Here is a 19,963-nt window from a genome sequence, read left to right on the forward strand (position 1 = left end):
CTATCGGTAACGCACGTCGCGGCTGAAGCCGCTCCTACAGGGGGCGCGAACGGTCCAGTATTCGGGAAGCCCGCTAGCGGCAATGCACATCCGACACGGCGATGCCGGTCTGGCCCTTGTAGTCGATGTAGCCGATCGACTGCACGCATTTGTTGCGGCCATCGATGCGCACCGGGCCGGCCTGATAGGAGTACGTGTCGTCGTCGCGGGCCCACCACGGAGCCCATTGCCACACGCCGCAGTTGTTCTTGTTGGGCTTGCAGACGTAGACCTCCACGCTGGTGGTCAGGGCCTTGCCCCAGGTCGGGCCGGCGTGCGCGAACACCGCGCAGTTCTTGCCGTTGCCGCTGTTGTAGTACAGCTGCAACTCGCCGACTTTCTCGCCGCCGATGCGGACTGGCTTGTGATCGATGAGATTGCCGCCGCACCCGTCCGCACGCGCGGCGCCCGCGTAGCAGAGCGCGAGCAAGGTGAACAGCATCAGAGTGGGATATCGCATGGGTGGCCTCGTCCGTTGGGGTAGGTGCGATGCAGCGCTCACGGTACGCGAGCGAAGCGGAGCGGCAGTGCCTTGCGCCGATGCCGACACGATCCAGTGACGTCACCACCGATCCAGGGCCGATGCTAAAGCGGTGGGTTCAGCGTCGCGTGAAAGAGCGCTATCGACGCAACGGTTGCCGAGGACATGCGGATCGCGGTGCGGGGCAGGGCATCCTGGGGCGCGTCCGATGCGATTTCTGCGCCGATCGATAAGGCCGATGCCGCCTGCGCCCTTGCAGCCGGTGCCGCGAGGCGTCAGGCGCGCTGCGCCGGACGCGCGGGCGCGCCGCATTCGCCGCCTTCGCAGGCCGGGTGTCGTTGCGGCATCGGGATGCCAAGCCGCGTCGGCATCAAAAGCGGGCTTGGCCTGCCGCTGTGCGCGCGTCGCTGCGGGCAATGTTGGCCGCAGCCGCACCCTGTCGCGCAACCTGAGACCGCCAGCCACTATGCTGGCGCATCCTGGCAAGCGGAAACAGCGAGATGGCGAAGGCGAGAACGGCCTATGTGTGCGGCGACTGCGGCGCCGAATACACCAAGTGGCAAGGCCAGTGCACCGAGTGCGGGGCATGGAATTCGCTGAGCGAGATCGTGCTGGAAAGCGCGTCGGCGGCCAAGGCGCCGGCCGCGGCGCGGCGCAGCGGCTGGGCCGGCAAGGCCGAGACGCCGAAGATCACCGCGCTCAAGGACGTGGAGCATCGCGACCAGGCGCGCGTGTCCACCGGCATCGGCGAGTTCGACCGGGTGCTCGGCGGCGGCCTGGTCGAAGGCGCGGTGGTGCTGATCGGCGGCGACCCGGGCATCGGCAAGTCGACCCTGCTGCTGCAGGCGCTGGCGAAGATGGCCGGCACGCTGCCGGTGCTGTACGTGACCGGCGAGGAATCGCTGGCCCAGGTCGCCGGCCGCGCGGTGCGACTGGACCTGCCGCTGGAGGGCCTCAACGCGCTGGCCGAGACCGGCATCGAGCAGATCCTGCAGCACGCCAGCGCGGCGCGGCCCAAGCTAATCGTGGCCGATTCGGTGCAGACCCTGTGGACCGAGTCGCTGACCGCCGCGCCCGGCTCGGTGAGTCAGGTGCGCGAGAGCGCGGCGCGGCTGGTGCGCTACGCCAAGGAGACCGGTACCGCGGTGTTCCTGGTCGGCCACGTGACCAAGGAAGGCGGCATCGCCGGCCCGCGCGTGCTCGAGCACATGGTCGATGCGGTGCTGTATTTCGAAGGCGAGAGCGGCAGCCGCTTCCGCCTGCTGCGCGCGTTCAAGAACCGCTTCGGCGCGGTCAACGAACTGGGCGTGTTCGCGATGGGCGAGAAGGGGCTGAAGGAAGTGTCCAATCCGTCGGCGATCTTCCTGTCCGGCAGCAGCGCCAACCAGCCCGGCAGCTGCGTGATGGTCACGCGCGAGGGCACGCGGCCGCTGATGGTGGAGGTGCAGGCGCTGGTCGATGCTTCGCCGCTGTCCAATCCGCGGCGGGTGGCGGTGGGCCTGGAGCAGAACCGGCTGGCGATGCTGCTGGCGGTGCTGCACCGGCACGGCGGCATCGTGGTCGGCGACCAGGACGTGTTCGTCAACGTGGTCGGTGGCATCCGCGTGCAGGAGACCGCGGCCGACCTGCCGGTGCTGCTGGCGGTGCTGTCCTCGCTGCGCGACCGGCCGCTGGCGGAGAAGACCATCGCCTTCGGCGAGGTCGGCCTGTCCGGCGAGATCCGGCCGGTGCCCAACGGCGAGGACCGGCTGCGCGAGGCGGCCACGCATGGCTTCAAGCGCGCCATCGTGCCCAAGGCCAATGCGCCCAAGACCGGCGTGGTCAAGGGCATGGAAGTGATCGCGGTGGAGCGCCTGGCGCAGGCGCTGGAGGCGGCGAGCGCATAACCGCTCCACGACCGCCGGCAGGTGTGCATGTAAGCGTTTCCATGCGGCGGCGTTTATGCCACCATGCCGCCCGCTGCAGTGAGGCAGCGGTTCAAGAAAAAAGGGAAACACAATGGAATGGATGTTGATGCCGCTCAAGCGCTACGCGGATTTTTCCGGGCGTTCGCGGCGCAAGGAGTACTGGATGTTCACGCTGTTGAACATCGTGGTGATCACCGTGCTGATGGTGTTGATGGGTGTCGGCGGCGGCGTCGGCGGCCAGAACGGCACCGGGACGCTGTCGCTGGTGGCGGTCGTGCTGCTGGGCCTGTACTCGCTGGCGGTGCTGGTGCCGTCGATCGCGGTGCAGGTGCGCCGCTTCCACGACCAGGGCAAGTCCGGCTGGTATGTGCTGCTGGGCCTGATTCCCTGGCTCGGTGGCGTCGTGATCCTGGTCTTCATGTTCATGGAAGGCACCAGGGGCGCCAACGCCTACGGTCCGGATCCGAAGCAGGTCTGAGGCGCGATCCGAATGTGCAGCAGCCGGGCCCCGTGCCCGGCTGCTGCCGACGCATCGGCGCGCAAGCTGGCGCCGTGCAGGGGCCAGGCAACCCGGATGGCCTAGACGGCGCTCCTTGCATGAGCGCCGTTTTTGCGCCTGCGCGCGGAAATGCAGGGCTTTTGCGGCTTGCTAACTGGCGCATCGCGGAAAGCTTCAATCCCGACGCTGCCCGAGCCGTTGAGCTCGCCGCTTCGTTCGTCGCGACCGAAGTCGCTCCCACAGGGGGCTGGCGGCGAGTTGGCTGAGTGCACTGCGGGGGATTTCGGTCTCGCACTTGTCCGAAGCCGTTGAGCTCACCGCTTCGCTCGTCGCGACTGAAGTCGCTCCCACAGTGGGCTTGCGGCGAGCTGGCTGGGTGCACTGCGGGGGGATTTCGGTCTCGCACTTGTCCGAAGCCGTTGAGTTCACCACTTCGCTCGTCGCGACTGAAGTCGTTCCCACAGTGGGCTTGCGGCGAGCTGGCTGGGTGCACTGTGGGAAGGACTCAGTCCCGACGCTGCCCGAGCCGTGGAGCTCACCGCTTCGTTCGTCGCGACTGAAGTCGCTCCCACAGGGGGCTTGCGGCGAGTTGGCTGGGTGCATTGTGGGAGGGACTTCAGTCCCGACGCTGTCCGAAGCCGTTGAATTCACCACTTCGTTCGTCGCGACTGAAGTCGTTCCCACAGTGGGCTTGCGGCGAGCTGGCTGGGTGCATTGTGGGAGGGACTTCAGTCCCGACGCTGTCCGAGGCCGTTGAGCTCACCGCTTCGTTCGTCGCGACTGAAGTCGCTCCTACAGGGAGGTTTTGCAGCGGCGCTTGGTGGTTTGCCGAGTGGAAGACGCTCAGTGCGAGTCGCGCGCCACGTCGGCGCCGCTGCCGCCGACCAGGAAATCCAGGTCCGCGCCCAGGTGCGCCTGCTGCACGTGTTCCACGTACAGCTTGCTCCAGCCGCGCAGCGGGGTCGGCAGCGGGGTCCATTCGCTGCGCCGGCGCAGCAGTTCCTCGTCGCTGACCTCCAGGTGCAGCGAGCGCCCGGGCACGTCCAGTTCGATGATGTCGCCGTCGCGCACCAGCGCCAGGGTGCCGCCGGTGGCGGCCTCGGGCGAGGCGTGCAGGACCACGGTGCCGTAGGCGGTGCCGCTCATGCGCGCATCGGAGATGCGCACCATGTCGGTGACGCCGGCGCGCAGCAGTTTCGGCGGCAGCGGCATGTTGCCGACCTCGGCCATGCCCGGGTAGCCGCGCGGACCGCAGTTCTTCAGCACCATGATGCAGTCGGCGTCGATGTCCAGGGCTTCGTCGTCGATGCGCGCCTTCATGTCCTCGATGCTTTCGAACACCACCGCGCGGCCGCGATGCCGCAGCAGGTGCGGCGAGGCGGCGGACGGCTTGATCACCGCGCCGTCCGGCGCCAGGTTGCCGCGCAGCACGGCGATGCCGGCTTGCTCGCGGAACGGCGTGTCCAGCGCGTGGATCACCTCGCGGTTCCAGCACGGCGCATCGGCCACGTTCTCGCCGAGGGTGCGGCCATTGACGGTGAGGGCGTCCAGGTTCAGCTCCTCGCCGAGTTCGCGCATCACCGCCGGCAGTCCGCCGGCGTAGTAGAAGTCTTCCATCAGGTACTGGCCGGACGGTTTCAGGTTGACCAGGCACGGCAGCCGCGAGCCCAGTTGGTCCCAGTCGTCCAGGCTCAGTTGCACGCCCAGGCGCCCGGCGATGGCGAGCAGGTGGATCACCGCGTTGGTGGAGCCGCCGATCGCCGCGTTGACCTTGATCGCGTTCTCGAACGCGTGCCGGGTCAGCACCTGCGACATGCGCAGGTCTTCCTCGACCATCTGCACGATGCGCCGGCCGCTGAGCCGCGCCAGCCGCGCGCGGCGCGCATCGACGGCCGGAATCGCGGCGTTCTCCGGCAGCGAGATGCCCAGCGCCTCGACCATGCTGGCCATCGTCGAGGCGGTGCCCATGGTCATGCAGCTGCCCTTGGAGCGCTGCATGCAGGCCTCGGCCTCGACGAACTCGTCCTGGCTCAAGGTACCGGCGCGGACCATCTCCGACATCTGGATCACGCCGGTGCCCGAGCCCAGCGGCTGCCCGCGCCAGTTGCCCGACAGCGATGGGCCGCCGGACAGGCCGATGGTCGGCAGGTCCACGCTGGCCGCGCCCATCAGCAGCGACGGGGTGGTCTTGTCGCAGCCCATCAGCAGCACCACGCCGTCCAGCGGATTGGCGCGGATCGACTCCTCCACGTCCATGCTGGCCAGATTGCGGAACAGCATCGCGGTAGGCAGCATCTGCGTCTCGCCCAGCGACATCACCGGGAATTCCAGCGGGAAGCCGCCGGCCTCGTAGACGCCGCGTTTGACGTGCTCGGCCAGTTCGCGCAGGTGGCCGTTGCACGGGGTCAGTTCCGACCAGGTGTTGCAGATGCCGATCACCGGGCGTCCGTCGAACATGTCGTGCGGGTGGCCCGCGCTCTTGAGCCAGCTGCGGTAGTAGAAACCCTGCTTGCCTTCGCGACCGAACCACGCCTGGCTGCGGCGGACCGGTTTGGTGGGTGAGCCCATGCTGGCGGAATCCTCGAGACCTGATCGGCCCGGAGCGGTGCCTGCGCGGCGTCGCCCGGGTGCTTTACGTCGGCGATGCTAGCGGGCATATTGATACATGAAAAATAACAAATATCTGACTATGGATATTTGTTTTCATATATCAAAATCTCATCCACCTAGAGCGAAACGGCATGGACAACACGGCAAGCGCGGCGGCTCCGAATACCGGCAACGCAACCTACGGCAGCCTGCACGGGCGCCGCGTCTTCATCACCGGCGGCGGGTCGGGCATCGGAGCGGCCCTGGTCGAGGCGTTCGCCGGGCAGGGCGCGCAGGTCGCTTTCGTCGACGTGGCGGCCGAGGCCAGCGCGGCGCTGGCCGAGCGCTTGGCCGCGGCCGGCCTGGCCAGGCCGTGGTGGCGCCGCTGCGACGTCACCGACGTGGCCGCGCTGCAGGCGGCGCTGGGCGAGGCCGCCGCCGAGCTGGGCGATTTCCACGTGCTGCTGAACAACGTCGGCAGCGACGACCGGCATGCGCTGGATGCGGTGACCCCTGAATACTGGGAGCGCTGCGTGGCGATCAACCAGCGCGCCGCGTTCTTCGCCATCCAGGCGGTGGTGCCGGGCATGAAGCGGCTTGGCGGCGGTGCGATCGTCAACCTCGGCTCCACCGGTTGGCAGAGCAAGACCGGCGGCTACCCGGTCTACGCCACCGCCAAGTCGTCGGTGAACGGGCTGACCCGCGGCCTGGCGCGCGAACTGGGCGCGGCGCGGATCCGGGTCAACGTGCTGACCCCGGGCTGGGTGATGACCGAACGCCAGGTCACGCTGTGGCTGGACGAGGCCGGTGAGCGCGAGCTGGCGCGCAACCAGTGCCTGCCGGACAAGGTGATGCCCGAGGACATCGCGCGCATGGCGCTGTTCCTGGCCTCGGACGAGGCGCGCGCGATCACGGCGCAGGAATTTGTGGTGGATGCGGGGTGGACGTGAGCGGCGGGTGCGGCGCTGATATGCAGGAGGGTTTGGGCGCCGATGCTTTGGCCGTGTGCGTGGCTCGCGGCTTCGCTCGTCGCGACTGAAGTCGCTCCCACAGGGACTTACGGCGAGTTGTCCGGATGCTCTTGTGGGAGGCTTCAGCGCCGACTGTATCCAGTGTCAGCAACCGCATCGCTGCGTTCGGTCGCGGCTGAAGCCGCTCCTACAAGGGGCTTGCGGTTGCCTGGCTGGGTGCACTTTGGGTGGGGCATCAGCGCCAGTGGTGTCCGAAGACGGAACGTTTGTCGCTGCGTTCGGTCGCGGCTTCAGCCCCGACCTCATCCTTCGGTTTGCGCATCCGCCGGCGCCAGCGCTTCCTCGGCCGGTGCGACATAGCCGTACGCCGGGCCGGCCGCATCGCGCAGCGCCTGCAGCATGATCCGGGCGCCCGGCGACAGCAGCCAGTCGGTGCGGGTGACGATGCCGAACGCGTCCATCCGGCACGACAGTTCCACCGGCACGATCGCCACGCTGCCGTGGTCGGCGAAATGCCGGGCCACGTCCACCGGCACCACCGCCAGGTAGTCGCCGTGGCGCAGCAGCTGCGGCAGCACCACCAGCGCCGAGGTCTCCACCACCCGCTTCGGCGGCTCCAATCCTGCGTTCTGGAACATCAGTTCGAAGCGATGGCGCAGCACGCTGCCGTCCGGCGGCACGATCCAGCCGGCGGCGGCCAGTTCGCGCAGTGCCGGTCGCGGCATCGCCAGCAGCGGGTGGCCGGGGCGGGCGATCGCGCACACCTCTTCCTCGGCCAGCGCCTGGTAGTGCAGGTTGCGCTTGTCGTGGCGCGCGAACAGCCGCGCCACCACGATGTCCAGCTTGTTCTGCGCCAGATGCTCCAGCAGCACGTCGCTGCCGTCCACGCGCAAGGCCACGCGCAGCAGCGGATGCTGCTCGGTGACCTGGGCCAGCGCGGCCGGCAGCAGGGTCATCGCCGGCCCGGCGATCGCGCCGACGCTGACGCTGCCGAAATAGCCGGCCTTCAGCGCCTCGATCTCGGCGCCGGCCTCGCCCAGGCTGGACAGGGCGATGCGCGCATGGCGGATCATCGCCTCGCCGTACCAGGTCGGGCGCATGCCGCGCGGCAGGCGCTCGAACAGCGGCACCGCCATCATGTCCTCCAGGTCCTTGAGCAGCTTCGACGCCGCCGGCTGCGACATGTTCAAGGTCTCGGCGGCGCGGTGGATGTTGCCTTCCTCCTCGATCGCCAGCAGCAGCATCAATTGCCGGGTCTTCAGGCGGGCGCGGACGAACCAGGGCGTGGCGGCAGGCATGGCGGCCCAATGCATATGAATGTTCGTATACATTAAGCCAAAAACGATATTTGTTGCATATGGGTCGCCCGGCCAGAATGGAACCCGCATTCGCCGCGTCGGCGTTCCCTGCCGCCGCGCCGCTGTTTCGTATTCCGACAGGCGACCGATTCATGCGATTGATCCAACTGCTCGACGAGTCCGGCAACCCCAGCGTGGGCGTGGTGGACGTGGCCGGCACCCAGGTGCGCCTGCTGCGCGAAGTCGACTCGACCTATGCGCTGGCCAACGCCGCGCTCGCCGCCGGCACCACGCTGGACGACTACGCCACGCATCAACTCGGCGACATCGTGCTCGACTACGCCGAGCTGCTGGCGAACGGCCGCGTGCTGTCGCCGCTGACCCATCCGGACCCGGCGCATTGCCGCGTCACCGGCACCGGCCTGACCCACCTGGGCAGCGCCGCCACCCGCGACGCGATGCACCAGAACCTGCAGCAGCAGGCCGACCAGGGCACGCTCACCGATTCGATGAAGATCTTCCAGCTCGGCGTGGAAGGCGGCATTCCGTGCGACGGCCAGCCCGGTGCGCAGCCGGAATGGTTCTACAAGGGCGATGGCAGCATCCTGGTCGCGCCGGGCGCGCCGCTGCCGTCGCCGGACTTCGCGCTGGACGGCGGCGAGGAGCCGGAGCTGGTCGGGCTGTACGTGATCGGCGCCGACGGCGTGCCGTACCGGCTCGGCTTCGCGCTCGGCAACGAGTTCTCCGACCACGTCACCGAGCGCCAGAACTACCTGTACCTGGCCCATTCCAAGCTGCGCGCCTGCGCGGTCGGCCCGGAGTTGCGTAGCGGCGAGCTGCCGCGCGACCTGCGCGGCAGCAGCCGCATCCGCCGCGGCGAGGCGGTGATCTGGGAGAAGCCGTTCGTCACCGGCGAGGCCAACATGTGCCACTCGCTGGCCAATCTGGAATACCACCACTTCAAGTACGCTGCGCATCGCGTGCCCGGCGACGTGCACCTGCACTTCTTCGGCACCGCCACGCTGAGCTTCGCCGACGGCGTGCAGGCCGAGCCGGGCGACCGTTTCGAGATCGAACTGCCGGAGCTGGGCGCGGCCCTGGTCAATCCGCTGCAGCGGGTGTCGGCCGGGTTCGCACTGGGCGGCGTGCGCGCGCTGTAACCGAACAGGAGGACGACATGAGCCAGCGTTTCCAGAGCTATATCGACGGCCAGTGGGTGGCCGGCAGCGACATCGCGCCGGACGAGAATCCGTCCGACCTGTCCGCACCGGTGGGCGAGGTCGGCAGCGTCGATGCCGACGCGGTGCGCGGCGCGATCGCCGCGGCCAACGCGGCGCAGGCCAAGTGGGCGGCGAGCACGCCGCAGCAGCGCGCCGACGCGCTGGACTTCGTCGGCAGCGAGATCCTGGCGCGCAAGCAGGAGCTGGGCACGCTGCTGGCTTCCGAAGAAGGCAAGACCCTGCCGGAGAGCATCGGCGAGGCCGCGCGCGCCGGGCAGATCTTCAAGTTCTTCGCCGGCGAGGCGCTGCGCATTCCCGGCGAGAAACTCGCCTCCACCCGTCCCGGCGTGGACGTGGAGATCACCCGCGAGCCGGTCGGCACGGTCGGCATCATCGCGCCGTGGAATTTCCCGCTGGCGATCCCGGCGTGGAAGATCGCCCCGGCGCTGGCTTACGGCAACACCGTGGTGTTCAAGCCGGCCGAGATCGTGCCCGGCTGCGCCTGGGCGCTGGCCGAGATCCTCAGCCGCGCCGGCCTGCCCAGCGGCGCGTTCAACCTGGTGATCGGCAGCGGCCGCAGCGTCGGCCAGGCGCTGGTCGAGGACCGTGGCATCGATGCGCTGAGCTTCACCGGCTCGGTGCCTACCGGCAACCATCTGCTCAAGCAGGCCGCCGCGCGCGGGCTGAAGATCCAGCTGGAAATGGGTGGCAAGAATCCGCTGGTGGTGCTGGCCGATGCGGACCTGGACCTGGCGGTGGAGATCGCAGTCAATGGCGCGTACTTCTCCACCGGCCAGCGCTGCACCGCCTCCAGCAGGCTGATCGTCGAGCGTGCGGTGTACGACGAGTTCGTCGCGCGGGTCAGCAAGCGCCTGGCCACGCTGAAGATCGGCCATGCGCTGACCCCGGGCATCGACATCGGCCCGGTCGCCAGCGCCAGCCAGTTCGAACAGGACCGCGACTACGTGCGCATCGCGCAGGAAGAGGGCGCCGAGCTGGTGTACGGCGGCGACGCGCTGGAATGCGAGCACCAGGGCCACTACATGCGTCCGGCACTGATCGCCGCGCAGCCGCAGCACCGCATCGCGCGCGAGGAAGTGTTCGGGCCGGTCGCGGCGGTGATGCCCGCCGACGACTACGAGCATGCGCTGGCGCTGGCCAACGACACCGAATTCGGCCTGTGCGCCGGCATCGCCACGCGCTCGCTGAAGCACGCCACGCATTTCAAGCGGCATGCGCAGGCCGGCATGGTGATGGTCAACCTGCCCACCGCCGGGGTCGATCCGCACGTGCCGTTCGGCGGGCGCAAGGCCTCCAGCTACGGCCCGCGCGAGCAGGGCCGCTATGCGGTGGAGTTCTATACGACGGTCAAGACGGCCTATACATTCGCGGGATGAACTGATCGATCCACTCGCGCGCCTGCCTGGGAGGGTGGGCGGCCGCCGCGGCCAGAGCGCCGCGCGACCGCCAGCGTGCAACGAACGAGGAAGGGTTATGCAGAAGTCGGCAGTGCGTGCGGCGGTACTGGGGATGGCGGTGCTGCTGGGCGCGGCGTTGAGCGCGTGTTCCGGCGGCGGCAAGGACGCGGCCGGCAAGCCGGGCCAGATCACGGTGGGTTTCAGCCAGGTCGGCGCCGAGAGCGAGTGGCGCACCGCCAACACCGCCTCGGTCAAGCAGGCGATCGAGCAGGCGGGGATGAAACTGAAGTTCTCCGATGCGCAGCAGAAGCAGGAGAACCAGATCAAGGCGCTGCGCTCGTTCATCGCCCAGCGCGTGGACGTGATCGCGTTCTCGCCGGTGGTCGAATCCGGCTGGGAAACCGTACTGCGCGAGGCCAAGGCGGCGAACATCCCGGTGGTGCTGACCGACCGCGCGGTCAAGGTCTCCGACGATACGCTGTACACCACGCTGATCGGCTCGGACTTCGTCGAGGAAGGGCGCAAGGCCGGGCGTTGGCTGCTCGAGCAGTCGCCGCTGAAGGACGGCGACACGCCGGTGCGCATCGTCGAGCTGCAGGGCACCGTCGGCTCGGCGCCGGCGATCGACCGCATGAAAGGCTTCAAGGAGATCATCGCCGCCAACCCGCGCTTCCAGGTGGTGCGCTCGCAGAGCGGCGACTTCACCCGCGCCAAGGGCAAGGAAGTGATGGAGGCGTTCCTGAAGTCGGAGGGGCGCAACATCGACGTGCTCTACGCGCACAACGACGACATGGCGATCGGCGCGATCCAGGCGATCGAGGAAGCCGGGCTGAAGCCCGGCAAGGACATCCTGGTGATCTCGATCGACGGGGTGAAGGGCGCGTTCGAGGCGATGCAGGCCGGCAAGCTCAACGTCACCGTCGAATGCAATCCGCTGCTCGGCCCGCAGCTGGTGCAGGCGATCCGCGACGTCAAGGCCGGCAAGCCGTTGCCCAAGCGCATCGTGGTCGAGGAATCGGTGTACACCCAGGAGCAGGCCGCCGCCGAGCTGCCCAATCGCAAGTACTGACGGAGCGCCGCCGATGAACCCGGTCGTGCTGCACGCGCAGGGCCTGAGCAAGGCCTACGCCGGCGTCGCCGCGCTGGACGACGTGGCGCTGTGCCTGCGCCGCGGCGAGATCCATGCGCTGATGGGCCAGAACGGCGCCGGCAAGTCGACCCTGATCAAGCTGCTGACCGGCGTGGTCGCGGCCGATGCCGGGCGCATGGCGCTAGGCGGCGACGCGATCGCGCCGAGCTCGCCGTTGCAGGCGCAGCAGCTGGGCATCAGCACGGTGTACCAGGAAGTGAACCTGTGCCCGAACCTGTCGGTGGCCGAGAACATCTTCGCCGGCCGCTATCCGTTGAAGGGTTGGCCGCGGCGCATCGACTGGCGCCGCGTCGAGCGCGAGGCGCACGAGGGCCTGCAGCGCCTGGGGGTGGACATCGACGTGCGCCGCGCGCTGTCCAGCTACCCGGTGGCGGTGCAGCAGATGGTGGCGATCGCGCGCGCGCTGAGCGTGTCGGCGCGGGTGCTGATCCTCGACGAGCCGACCTCCAGCCTCGACGAGGGCGAGGTCGCCGAACTGTTCCGGGTCATGCGCGCGCTGCGCGAGCAGGGCATGGCGATCCTGTTCGTGACCCACTTCCTCGACCAGGTGTACGCGGTCTCCGACCGCATCAGCGTGCTGCGTAACGGGCGCCTGGTCGGCGAATACCTGGCGGCGGAGTTGCCGGCGCCGCGACTGATCGCGGCGATGGTCGGGCGCGAACTGGACGTGGCCGCGGCCGCGGCCGCCGCGGTGCACGTCGCGGCGCCGGAACACGCGCCGGTGCTGCTGCAGGCGCAGGGCCTGGGCCGCCGCGGCCAGCTGCATCCGGTCGACCTGCAGTTGCGCCGCGGCCAGGTGCTGGGCCTGGCCGGCCTGCTCGGCGCCGGCCGCACCGAGCTGGCGCGGCTGCTGTTCGGCCTGGACCGCGCCGATTGCGGCCATGTGTCCATCGACGGCCACGAGATCGCGCTGCGCGGCCCGCCCGACGCGATCCGCCACGGCCTGGCGCTGTGCCCGGAAGAGCGCAAGACCGACGGCATCGTCGCCGAGCTGTCGGTGCGCGAGAACATCGTGCTGGCGCTGCAGGCGCGCATGGGCCTGCGCCGCTTCCTGCCGCTGGCCGAGCAGCTGCGCATCGCGCAGGGCTACGTGGACGTGCTGGGCATCAAGACCGCCAGCGTGGAAACGCCGGTCGGCCTGCTGTCCGGCGGCAACCAGCAGAAAGTGGTGCTGGCGCGCTGGCTGGCGACGCGGCCGCGGCTGCTGATCCTCGACGAACCCACCCGCGGCATCGACATCGCCGCCAAGCAGGACATCATGACCCGGATTCTGGCGCTGGCCCGCGAGGGCATGGCGGTGTTGTTCATTTCCGCCGAGGTCGCCGAGATCGAGCGCATCGCCGACCGCATCGCGGTGCTGCGCGAACGCCGCCTGGTCGGCGAACTGCCGGGTGGATGCGGCGAGCGCGCGGTGTTCGAACTGATCGCCGGGAGTGCGGCGGCATGAGCGCGGCGGCCACGCCGTCTTCGACCGCGCCGCGGCTGCCGGCGCGCATCGTCGCCCACCCGCTGTTCTGGCCGCTGGCGACGCTGGCGCTGCTGCTGCTCGGCAACGGCCTATGGAATCCCGGCTTCCTGGCGCTGCAATGGCGCGACGGGCATCTGTACGGCAACCTGGTCGACATCGGCAACCGCGCCGCGCCGTTGGCGCTGGTCGCAATGGGCATGACCCTGGTGATCGCGGTGCGCGGCCTGGACATCTCGGTCGGCGCGGTGGTGGCGATCGCCGCGACCGTGGCGGCGTGGATGATCGGCGGCGGCGAGCACAGCCGCTTCCCGCTGTGGGCGGTGATCGTGGCGCCGTTGCTGGTCGCCGCCGCGTGCGGGTTGTGGAATGGGCTGCTGGTGGTCAAGGTCGGCATGCAGCCGATCATCGCCACGCTGATCCTGATGGTGGCCGGGCGCGGCGTCGCGCAGCTGATCGGCGACGGCCAGATCCTGACCATCTACTACCCGCCGTATTTCTATCTGGGCAACGGCTTCCTGCTCGGCCTGCCGTTCGCGCTGTTCGTGGTCGCGGCGGTGTTCGTGGTATTGCAGCTGCTGCTCGGGCGCACCGCGCTGGGCCTGTTCGTGCGCGCGATCGGGCACAACCCGCGCGCGGCGCGCGTGGCCGGGGTCAAGGCGCGGCTGATCGCGGTGCTGCTGTACGTGTTCTGCGCGTTCAGCGCCGGCCTGGCCGGGCTGTTGATCAGCTCCAACGTCAAGAGCGCCGACGCCAACAACGCCGGCCAGCTGATGGAACTGGACGCGATCCTGGCGGTGACCCTCGGCGGCACGCTGCTCGACGGCGGACGCTTCAGCCTGGCCGGCAGCCTGATCGGCGCGCTGATCATCCAGACCCTGACCGCGACGATCTATGCGATCGGCGTGCCGGCGCAGGTCAACATGCTGATCAAGGCGCTGCTGGTGTTCGCGGTGATGCTGCTGCAATCGCCGCAGTTCCGCGCCAGCGTGCGCGGCTGGGTGCGGCGCCCGGATCCGGGAGCGGGACGATGAGCGCGGCCGGCGTGCCGATCCAGAACGCGCGCGGCCTGCGCCGCGCCGGCGCGCTGCTGCACGGCGCGCGCCTGCCGCTGGCGATCACCGTGGCCCTGTTCGTGGCCATGGCCGGCGCCGGCGGTGTACTCTACGACGGCTTCCTGTCGCCGCAGGTGTTCGCCAATCTGCTGATCGACAACGCCTTCCTGTGCATCGCCGCGGTCGGCATGACGTTCGTGATCCTCAGCGGCGGCATCGACCTGTCGGTGGGCGCGGTGATCGCCTTCACCACGGTGCTGTCGGCCTCGCTGGTGCAGCGCCACGGCTGGTCGCCGCTGGCGGCGATCCCGCTGGTGCTGCTGCTCGGTGCGCTGTTCGGTGCGTTCATGGGCATGCTGATCCAGCGCTACCGGCTGCAGCCGTTCGTGGTGACCCTGGCCGGCATGTTCCTGGCGCGCGGCGCCAGCTACCTGATCAGCGTCGATTCGATTCCGATCGACGATGCGCTGTACGTGGCCATCGCCCAGGTGCGGGTGCCGATCGGCGCCGGCGCCTCGCTGTCGATCGGCGCGCTGATCGCACTGGTGACGGTGGCGCTGGGCATGTGGCTGGCGCACAGCACGCGCTTCGGCCGTTGCGTGTACGCGCTGGGCGGCAGCGAAGCCTCGGCGCGGCTGATGGGCCTGCCGGTGGCCGCCACCCATGTCAAGGTCTATGCCTTCAGCGGGTTCTGCTCGGCGCTGGCCGGGGTGGTGTGCACGTTCTACATGCTGTCCGGCTACAGCCTGCATGCGCTGGGCCTGGAGCTGGACGCGATCGCCGCGGTGGTGATCGGCGGCACGCTGCTGGCCGGCGGCAGCGGCTACGTGATCGGCACGCTGTTCGGCGTGCTGATCCTGGGCGTGATCCAGACCCTGATCGTGTTCGACGGCACGCTCAGCTCGTGGTGGACACGCATCGTGATCGGCGCGCTGCTGCTGGTGTTCTGCCTGCTGCAGCGCCTGTTGACCCGGCGCCTGCCGGAATCGGGAGCGGACGCATGATGGAACATGAAGATCCAGGCCTGGCCTGCACACGCCGCGATTTCCTCCAGTACGGCGGCGCCTCGCTGGCCGCGCTGGGTGTGCTGGCGCAGGGCGAGGCGCTGGCCGCGCCACCTGCGGCGGTAGCAGCGGCCGCGAGACGGCTGCCGTCCGTGCAACTGCGCGAGCAGCCGTTCGCGCTGGGCCAGGTGCAATTGCTCGACGGCCCATTCCTGCAGGCGCGCGAGCGCGACCGCCGTTACCTGATGTCGATTCCCAACGCGCGCCTGCTGCACAGTTTCCGGCTCACCGCGGGCTTGGATTCGCAGGCCGAGCCGCTGGGCGGCTGGGAGTCGCCGCACTGCGAGATTCGCGGGCATTTCGCCGGCGGCCACTACCTGTCCGCCTGCGCGCTGCTGTACGCAGCTACCGGCGACGCCGCGCTGAAGGACAAGGCCGATGCGCTGGTCGCCGACCTGGCGCGCTGCCAGCGCGCGGACGGCTACATCGGCGCGTACCCGTCCTCGTTCTACGACCGGCTCGGCCGCCGCGAGGAGGTGTGGGTGCCGATCTACACCGCGCACAAGATCCTGGCCGGGCACCTGGACATGGCCCGCCATGCCGGCAACGCGCAGGCGCTGCGCACCGCGCAGCGCTTCGCCGACTGGCTGGGCGCGTGGATGGACGGTTTCGACGACGCGCAGTGGCAGCGCATCCTCGGCGTGGAGTTCGGCGGCGTGCACGAGTCGCTGCTGGAGCTGTACCTGCTCAGCGGCGACGCCAAATACCGGCGCTGGGCCGCGCGCTACGAACAGGCCTCGCTGCTCGAGCCGCTGGCGCAGGGCCGCGACGCGCTGGCCGGGCTACATGCCAATACCCAGATCCCCAAGATCGTCGCCGCCGCGCGCGCCTACGAGATCGACGGCGAGCCGCGCCAGCGCCAGGTCGCCGAATTCTTCTGGCGCACGGTCAGCGGCCACCACGCCTACTGCACCGGCGGCACCAGCGATTTCGAACTGTTCGGCAAGCCGGACCACTTCGCCGGGCGCCTGAGCGGGCACAGCCACGAGTGCTGCTGCAGCTACAACATGCTCAAGCTGACCCGGCACCTGTACACCTGGCAGCCGAACGCGGCGCTGATGGACTACTACGAGCGCGTGCTGTTCAACGCGCGCCTGGGCACCCAGGACGAAGCCGGCATGCTGATGTACTTCGTGCCGATGGATGCCGGCTACTGGAAGCTCTACAACACCCCGTTCGCCTCGTTCTGGTGCTGCACCGGCACCGGCGTGGAGGAGTTCGCCAAGAGCAACGACAGCATCTACTTCCGCGACGATGCCGGCCTTACCGTCAACCTGTTCATCGCCTCGCAGCTGGACTGGCCCGAGCGCGGCCTGCGCGTCGTGCAGCGCACACGGTTCCCGCAACAGGAAGGCACCGCGCTGGAGTTCCAGTGCAAGCGCACGCAGCAGATGACGCTGCGCCTGCGCATCCCATACTGGGCCACGCAGGGCGTGCGCCTGCGCATCAACGGCAAGGCGCAGGCGGTGGAGGCGACGCCGGGCAGCTACCTGGTGTTGGAGCGCCGCTTCGCCGACGGCGACCGCATCGAACTGGACCTGCCGATGGCGCTGCACGCCGCGCCGCTGCCCGACGAACCCAGCCTGCAGGCGATGATGTACGGCCCGCTGGTGCTGGCCGCGCAGCTGGGCAGCGACGGCATCGATCCGGCGCAGCTGCACGTGTCCGATCAGCGGCCGTCGTTGAACCGGATCGTCGGCCGCCAGTTGCCGGCGGTCTACTTCGCGCCGGACCAGCTGTGGGCGCGCAAGCGCGAGGGCCAGGGCCAGGAGCAGGTGTTCGAGGCCGATGGCATCCAGGGCCCGATCACCCTGCTGCCGTTCTACCGCATCGCCCACGAGCGCTACGCGGTCTATTGCCGAGCGAGGCCGGTATGGGAAAAGAACCCGCAGTTCTGAGCCGCTGGCGCCTGTCGTCGGCCGCAATCGCGGCAGCGTGCGTGCTGCTGCTGTGCGCGCTGCCGACGTTGGCCGCCGAGCGCATGGTCGGCGAAGTGCTCAGCCCGGACGCCACGCTGCGCGCGCAAGTGAGCGTGGACGCGGCCGGCACCGCCCACTACCGCGTGCTGCGCGAAGGCCGCGAGGTACTGCTGCCCTCGCGGCTGGGCCTGGTCCGCGACGATGCCGATTTCTCCAAGGGCCTGCGCCTGCTCGCGGTGTCGCCGGTCGAGCCGGTGCACGATCGCTACGAGCTGCTGACCGGCAAGCGGCGCATCAACGACTACCGCGCCAACCGCCGCGTGTTCTCCTGGCGCGGCGCCAACGGCGAACGCCTGCAGATCGAATTCCAGGTCTCCGACGACGGCGTCGCGTTCCGCTACGACTTCCCGCAGCGCGACCCTAAAATCCGCGAGCTGCGCGAGGACGCCACCACGTTCCACTTCGCCGCCGCCACGCGCGCCTGGCTGCAGCCGATGTCGCCGGCGAAGACTGGCTTCGGCAGGACCAATCCTTCGTACGAGGAGTACTACCTGCAGGACATCGGCGTCGGCACGCCGTCGCCGCTCGCGGCCGGCTGGGTGTATCCGGCCCTGTTCCGCCATGAGGCGGACTGGGTCCTGCTCAGCGAGGGCTCGCTCGGCCGCGGCCACGCCGGCAGCCGCCTGCGCGATGTCGCCGACGCGCCCGGCGCGTACGCGATCGGCATGCCCGATCCGCGCGAGGTGCTGCCCGGCGGCGCCGCCAATCCGCGCTTCGCGCTGCCGTGGCGCTCGCCGTGGCGCATCGTCGCGGTCGGCAGCCTGAAGACCATCGCCGAGTCCACGATCGGCACCGACCTGGCCGATCCGCCCGCGGCGCCGCCCATCGCGCCGCCGCAACCGGGCAAGGCGTCGTGGAGCTGGCCGCTGCTCGGCGACGGCGCCACCACCTTCGAGGTGCAGAAGCGCTACATCGACTTCGCCGCGCGCATGGGCTGGCGCTACACCCTGATCGACGCCCTGTGGGACACGCAGATCGGCGAGGACAAGCTGCGCGAACTGATCGCCTACGCGCGCGGCAAGCAGGTCGCGATCCTGCTCTGGTACAACTCGGCCGGCAGCTGGAACGAAGCGCCGCAGACCCCGCGCGACCGCATGCTGACCCACGCCAGCCGTGTGCGCGAGTTCGCGCGGCTCAAGGCCATGGGCGTGGCCGGCATGAAGATCGACTTCTTCGGCGGCGACGGGGAGTCGATGATCGGCTATTACCTGGACATCATGGAAGACGCCGCGCCATACGGGCTGATGCTCAACTTCCACGGCGCCACCTTGCCGCGCGGCTGGCAGCGCACCTGGCCGGACCTGATGACGATGGAGGCGGTGCGCGGCCTGGAATTCGCCACCTTCGAGCAATCCAATGCCGACCAGGTGCCGGCGCATGCGGCGATGCTGCCGTTCGCGCGCAACGTGTTCGACCCGATGGACTTCACCCCGCTGGCGCTGGTCAAGCTCAACGACAAGGTGCAGCGCCGCACCACGCCGGGCTTCGAACTGGCCGAGACGGTGCTGTTCGTGTCCGGCATCCAGCATTACGCCGAGACGCCTGAGAATCTGCAAAAGGCGGCGCCGGAGGTGCGCGCGCTGCTGCGCGAACTGCCGTCGGTGTGGGACGACAGCCGCTATGTGGACGGCTACCCCGGGCGCTTCGCGGTGTTCGCGCGGCGCGGTGGCGCGCGCTGGTACGTGGCCGGCATCAATGCCGACGCGCAACCGCGCACGTTGCGCCTGAACCTGGCGGAGCTGGGCGTGGCCGGCCGCGGCGCACGCCTGATCGTCGATGGCGACGGCCCGCTGGGCCTGATCAGTCGTCGCATCGAACTGCCGCCGGCGCAGACCGTCGAACTGCAGTTGCCCGCGCGCGGCGGCTTCGTGCTGCAGTTCGACTGAGCGTGCACGCCGCTGCCGTGCACGGCAGCGGCGCATTCCGGAATCTCCGGCGATCTGCGTGCGGGCACGGCGGCAATGGCGCCTGGCGCTGCCGATAGGGATGCCCGCTGTCGATGCGGCCCGGTCCCGGACTGGATCGGCGCCGTTGCGCTGGCGCCATCGCAGCCGCAGCCGCAATCGCACGCATCGGCGTCGCTGCGCGCAGGCGGCAGCATAGAATTGGCGCTCGTGACAGGAGCGCTGCCATGCTGAAGATCTGGGGACGACACAATTCGAGCAACGTGCGCAAGGTGCTGTGGTGCGCCGAGGAAGCCGGGGTGCCCTATGAGTCGATCCAGGTCGGCGGCGCGTTCGGCGGGACCGACGATCCGCACTACCGCGCGATGAATCCCAACGGCCTGGTGCCGGCGATCGAGGACGACGGCCTGGCGCTGTGGGAATCCAACGCCATCGTGCGCTACCTGGCCGCGCGCTATGCCTCGGGCACGCTGTACCCCGGCGATCCGGCCGCGCGCGCGCTCGGCGACAGATGGATGGACTGGACCACCTCGACCTTCGCCGGCCCGTTCCGCGATCTGTTCTGGGGCACGCTGCGCACCGCGCCCGAAGCGCGCGACGAAGCCAGGATCGCCGCCGCATTGGCGCGCTCGGGCGAACTGCTGGCGCTCGCCGATGCGGCGCTGGCGCAGCAGCCGTGGCTGTCGGGCGCGCAGTTCGCGATGGGCGACATTCCGCTGGGCAGTTTCGTCTACGCCTGGTTCGAGATGCCGATCGAGCGGCCCGCGCTGCCGCATCTGCAGGACTGGTACGCGCGCCTGCAACAGCGTGCGGCCTACCGCAAGGGCGTGATGACGCCGCTGACCTGAGCATGGCCTCGTCCGCGGCCGCCGCGCCGCGCCGTGTTCGCGGCGGCGGCCGTTCCGGTCGCGCACTCCCGACATC

At 69.5% G+C, this 19,963-nt stretch carries 15 protein-coding genes; 12 read left to right on the plus strand and 3 right to left on the minus strand.

Annotated elements, in window-relative coordinates:
• Nucleotides 1-73: 73 nt before the first annotated feature.
• Nucleotides 74-499 (minus strand): hypothetical protein, encoded by a 426-nt coding sequence (locus J2Y70_RS01615; protein WP_309912571.1) that lies wholly within the window; start codon nucleotides 497-499, stop codon nucleotides 74-76.
• A 521-nt stretch (nucleotides 500-1,020) separates the two neighbouring features.
• On the opposite strand from J2Y70_RS01615, the gene radA reads away from it, so the two are divergent.
• Both radA and J2Y70_RS01625 read left to right on the plus strand, forming a co-directional pair.
• On the plus strand, nucleotides 1,021-2,406 hold the full coding sequence (gene radA / locus J2Y70_RS01620; RefSeq protein ID WP_309912573.1) for a DNA repair protein RadA: 1,386 nt from the start codon (nucleotides 1,021-1,023) through the stop codon (nucleotides 2,404-2,406).
• 112 nt (nucleotides 2,407-2,518) lie between these two features.
• Nucleotides 2,519-2,905 (plus strand): DUF805 domain-containing protein, encoded by a 387-nt coding sequence (locus J2Y70_RS01625; RefSeq protein ID WP_309912575.1) that lies wholly within the window; start codon nucleotides 2,519-2,521, stop codon nucleotides 2,903-2,905.
• An 864-nt stretch (nucleotides 2,906-3,769) separates the two neighbouring features.
• Here J2Y70_RS01625 and J2Y70_RS01630 read toward each other — a convergent pair.
• Nucleotides 3,770-5,494 carry an IlvD/Edd family dehydratase gene (locus tag J2Y70_RS01630; protein WP_309912577.1) on the minus strand — a complete coding sequence of 575 codons (1,725 nt, stop codon included), beginning with the start codon at nucleotides 5,492-5,494 and terminating at the stop codon, nucleotides 3,770-3,772.
• Nucleotides 5,495-5,667: 173 nt separating this feature from the next.
• Here J2Y70_RS01630 and J2Y70_RS01635 point away from each other — a divergent pair, with 173 nt between their 5' ends.
• Nucleotides 5,668-6,465: an SDR family oxidoreductase gene (locus tag J2Y70_RS01635; protein WP_309912579.1), complete on the plus strand. Its 798-nt coding sequence runs from the start codon at nucleotides 5,668-5,670 to the stop codon at nucleotides 6,463-6,465.
• A 323-nt stretch (nucleotides 6,466-6,788) separates the two neighbouring features.
• Here J2Y70_RS01635 and J2Y70_RS01640 read toward each other — a convergent pair whose 3' ends face one another.
• Nucleotides 6,789-7,784, minus strand: a complete 996-nt coding sequence (locus J2Y70_RS01640) for a LysR substrate-binding domain-containing protein (protein WP_309913231.1) — start codon at nucleotides 7,782-7,784, stop codon at nucleotides 6,789-6,791.
• Between the two features lie 152 nt (nucleotides 7,785-7,936).
• Between J2Y70_RS01640 and araD1 the strand changes: the two genes are divergently transcribed.
• From araD1 to J2Y70_RS01685, 9 genes are all read left to right on the plus strand, one after another.
• Nucleotides 7,937-8,944 (plus strand): AraD1 family protein, encoded by a 1,008-nt coding sequence (gene araD1, locus J2Y70_RS01645; protein ID WP_309912581.1) that lies wholly within the window; start codon nucleotides 7,937-7,939, stop codon nucleotides 8,942-8,944.
• 17 nt (nucleotides 8,945-8,961) lie between these two features.
• Complete coding sequence (locus tag J2Y70_RS01650; protein ID WP_309912583.1) at nucleotides 8,962-10,401, plus strand: aldehyde dehydrogenase family protein; 1,440 nt, start codon at nucleotides 8,962-8,964, stop codon at nucleotides 10,399-10,401.
• Nucleotides 10,402-10,498: 97 nt separating this feature from the next.
• Nucleotides 10,499-11,491, plus strand: coding sequence for an ABC transporter substrate-binding protein (locus J2Y70_RS01655; protein WP_309912585.1), 993 nt, complete (start codon nucleotides 10,499-10,501; stop codon nucleotides 11,489-11,491).
• 13 nt (nucleotides 11,492-11,504) lie between these two features.
• Nucleotides 11,505-13,019, plus strand: coding sequence for a sugar ABC transporter ATP-binding protein (locus tag J2Y70_RS01660; protein ID WP_309912587.1), 1,515 nt, complete (start codon nucleotides 11,505-11,507; stop codon nucleotides 13,017-13,019).
• Nucleotides 13,016-14,071: an ABC transporter permease gene (locus J2Y70_RS01665; RefSeq protein ID WP_309912589.1), complete on the plus strand. Its 1,056-nt coding sequence runs from the start codon at nucleotides 13,016-13,018 to the stop codon at nucleotides 14,069-14,071. The genes J2Y70_RS01660 and J2Y70_RS01665 overlap by 4 nt, the downstream gene beginning before the upstream one ends.
• On the plus strand, nucleotides 14,068-15,096 hold the full coding sequence (gene yjfF, locus J2Y70_RS01670) for a galactofuranose ABC transporter, permease protein YjfF (protein WP_309912591.1): 1,029 nt from the start codon (nucleotides 14,068-14,070) through the stop codon (nucleotides 15,094-15,096). Before J2Y70_RS01665 ends, yjfF begins: the two co-directional genes overlap by 4 nt.
• Nucleotides 15,093-17,054: a beta-L-arabinofuranosidase domain-containing protein gene (locus J2Y70_RS01675; protein WP_309912593.1), complete on the plus strand. Its 1,962-nt coding sequence runs from the start codon at nucleotides 15,093-15,095 to the stop codon at nucleotides 17,052-17,054. Before yjfF ends, J2Y70_RS01675 begins: the two co-directional genes overlap by 4 nt.
• On the plus strand, nucleotides 17,030-19,021 hold the full coding sequence (locus J2Y70_RS01680) for a glycoside hydrolase family 97 catalytic domain-containing protein (RefSeq protein ID WP_309912595.1): 1,992 nt from the start codon (nucleotides 17,030-17,032) through the stop codon (nucleotides 19,019-19,021). Before J2Y70_RS01675 ends, J2Y70_RS01680 begins: the two co-directional genes overlap by 25 nt.
• 245 nt (nucleotides 19,022-19,266) lie before the next feature.
• Complete coding sequence (locus J2Y70_RS01685) at nucleotides 19,267-19,887, plus strand: glutathione S-transferase family protein (protein WP_309912598.1); 621 nt, start codon at nucleotides 19,267-19,269, stop codon at nucleotides 19,885-19,887.
• Nucleotides 19,888-19,963 lie beyond the last annotated feature (76 nt).

This window comes from Xanthomonas sp. 1678 (genome assembly GCF_031455575.1).
Taxonomy (GTDB): domain Bacteria; phylum Pseudomonadota; class Gammaproteobacteria; order Xanthomonadales; family Xanthomonadaceae; genus Xanthomonas_A.

Coding starts and splice junctions, on each gene's coding strand:
- J2Y70_RS01615 (WP_309912571.1), bottom strand. CDS start 499: ATGCGATATCCCACTCTGATGCTGTTCACCTTGCTCGCGCTCTGCTAC.
- radA (WP_309912573.1), top strand. CDS start 1,021: ATGGCGAAGGCGAGAACGGCCTATGTGTGCGGCGACTGCGGCGCCGAA.
- J2Y70_RS01625 (WP_309912575.1), top strand. CDS start 2,519: ATGGAATGGATGTTGATGCCGCTCAAGCGCTACGCGGATTTTTCCGGG.
- J2Y70_RS01630 (WP_309912577.1), bottom strand. CDS start 5,494: ATGGGCTCACCCACCAAACCGGTCCGCCGCAGCCAGGCGTGGTTCGGT.
- J2Y70_RS01635 (WP_309912579.1), top strand. CDS start 5,668: ATGGACAACACGGCAAGCGCGGCGGCTCCGAATACCGGCAACGCAACC.
- J2Y70_RS01640 (WP_309913231.1), bottom strand. CDS start 7,784: ATGCCTGCCGCCACGCCCTGGTTCGTCCGCGCCCGCCTGAAGACCCGG.
- araD1 (WP_309912581.1), top strand. CDS start 7,937: ATGCGATTGATCCAACTGCTCGACGAGTCCGGCAACCCCAGCGTGGGC.
- J2Y70_RS01650 (WP_309912583.1), top strand. CDS start 8,962: ATGAGCCAGCGTTTCCAGAGCTATATCGACGGCCAGTGGGTGGCCGGC.
- J2Y70_RS01655 (WP_309912585.1), top strand. CDS start 10,499: ATGCAGAAGTCGGCAGTGCGTGCGGCGGTACTGGGGATGGCGGTGCTG.
- J2Y70_RS01660 (WP_309912587.1), top strand. CDS start 11,505: ATGAACCCGGTCGTGCTGCACGCGCAGGGCCTGAGCAAGGCCTACGCC.
- J2Y70_RS01665 (WP_309912589.1), top strand. CDS start 13,016: ATGAGCGCGGCGGCCACGCCGTCTTCGACCGCGCCGCGGCTGCCGGCG.
- yjfF (WP_309912591.1), top strand. CDS start 14,068: ATGAGCGCGGCCGGCGTGCCGATCCAGAACGCGCGCGGCCTGCGCCGC.
- J2Y70_RS01675 (WP_309912593.1), top strand. CDS start 15,093: ATGATGGAACATGAAGATCCAGGCCTGGCCTGCACACGCCGCGATTTC.
- J2Y70_RS01680 (WP_309912595.1), top strand. CDS start 17,030: ATGGGAAAAGAACCCGCAGTTCTGAGCCGCTGGCGCCTGTCGTCGGCC.
- J2Y70_RS01685 (WP_309912598.1), top strand. CDS start 19,267: ATGCTGAAGATCTGGGGACGACACAATTCGAGCAACGTGCGCAAGGTG.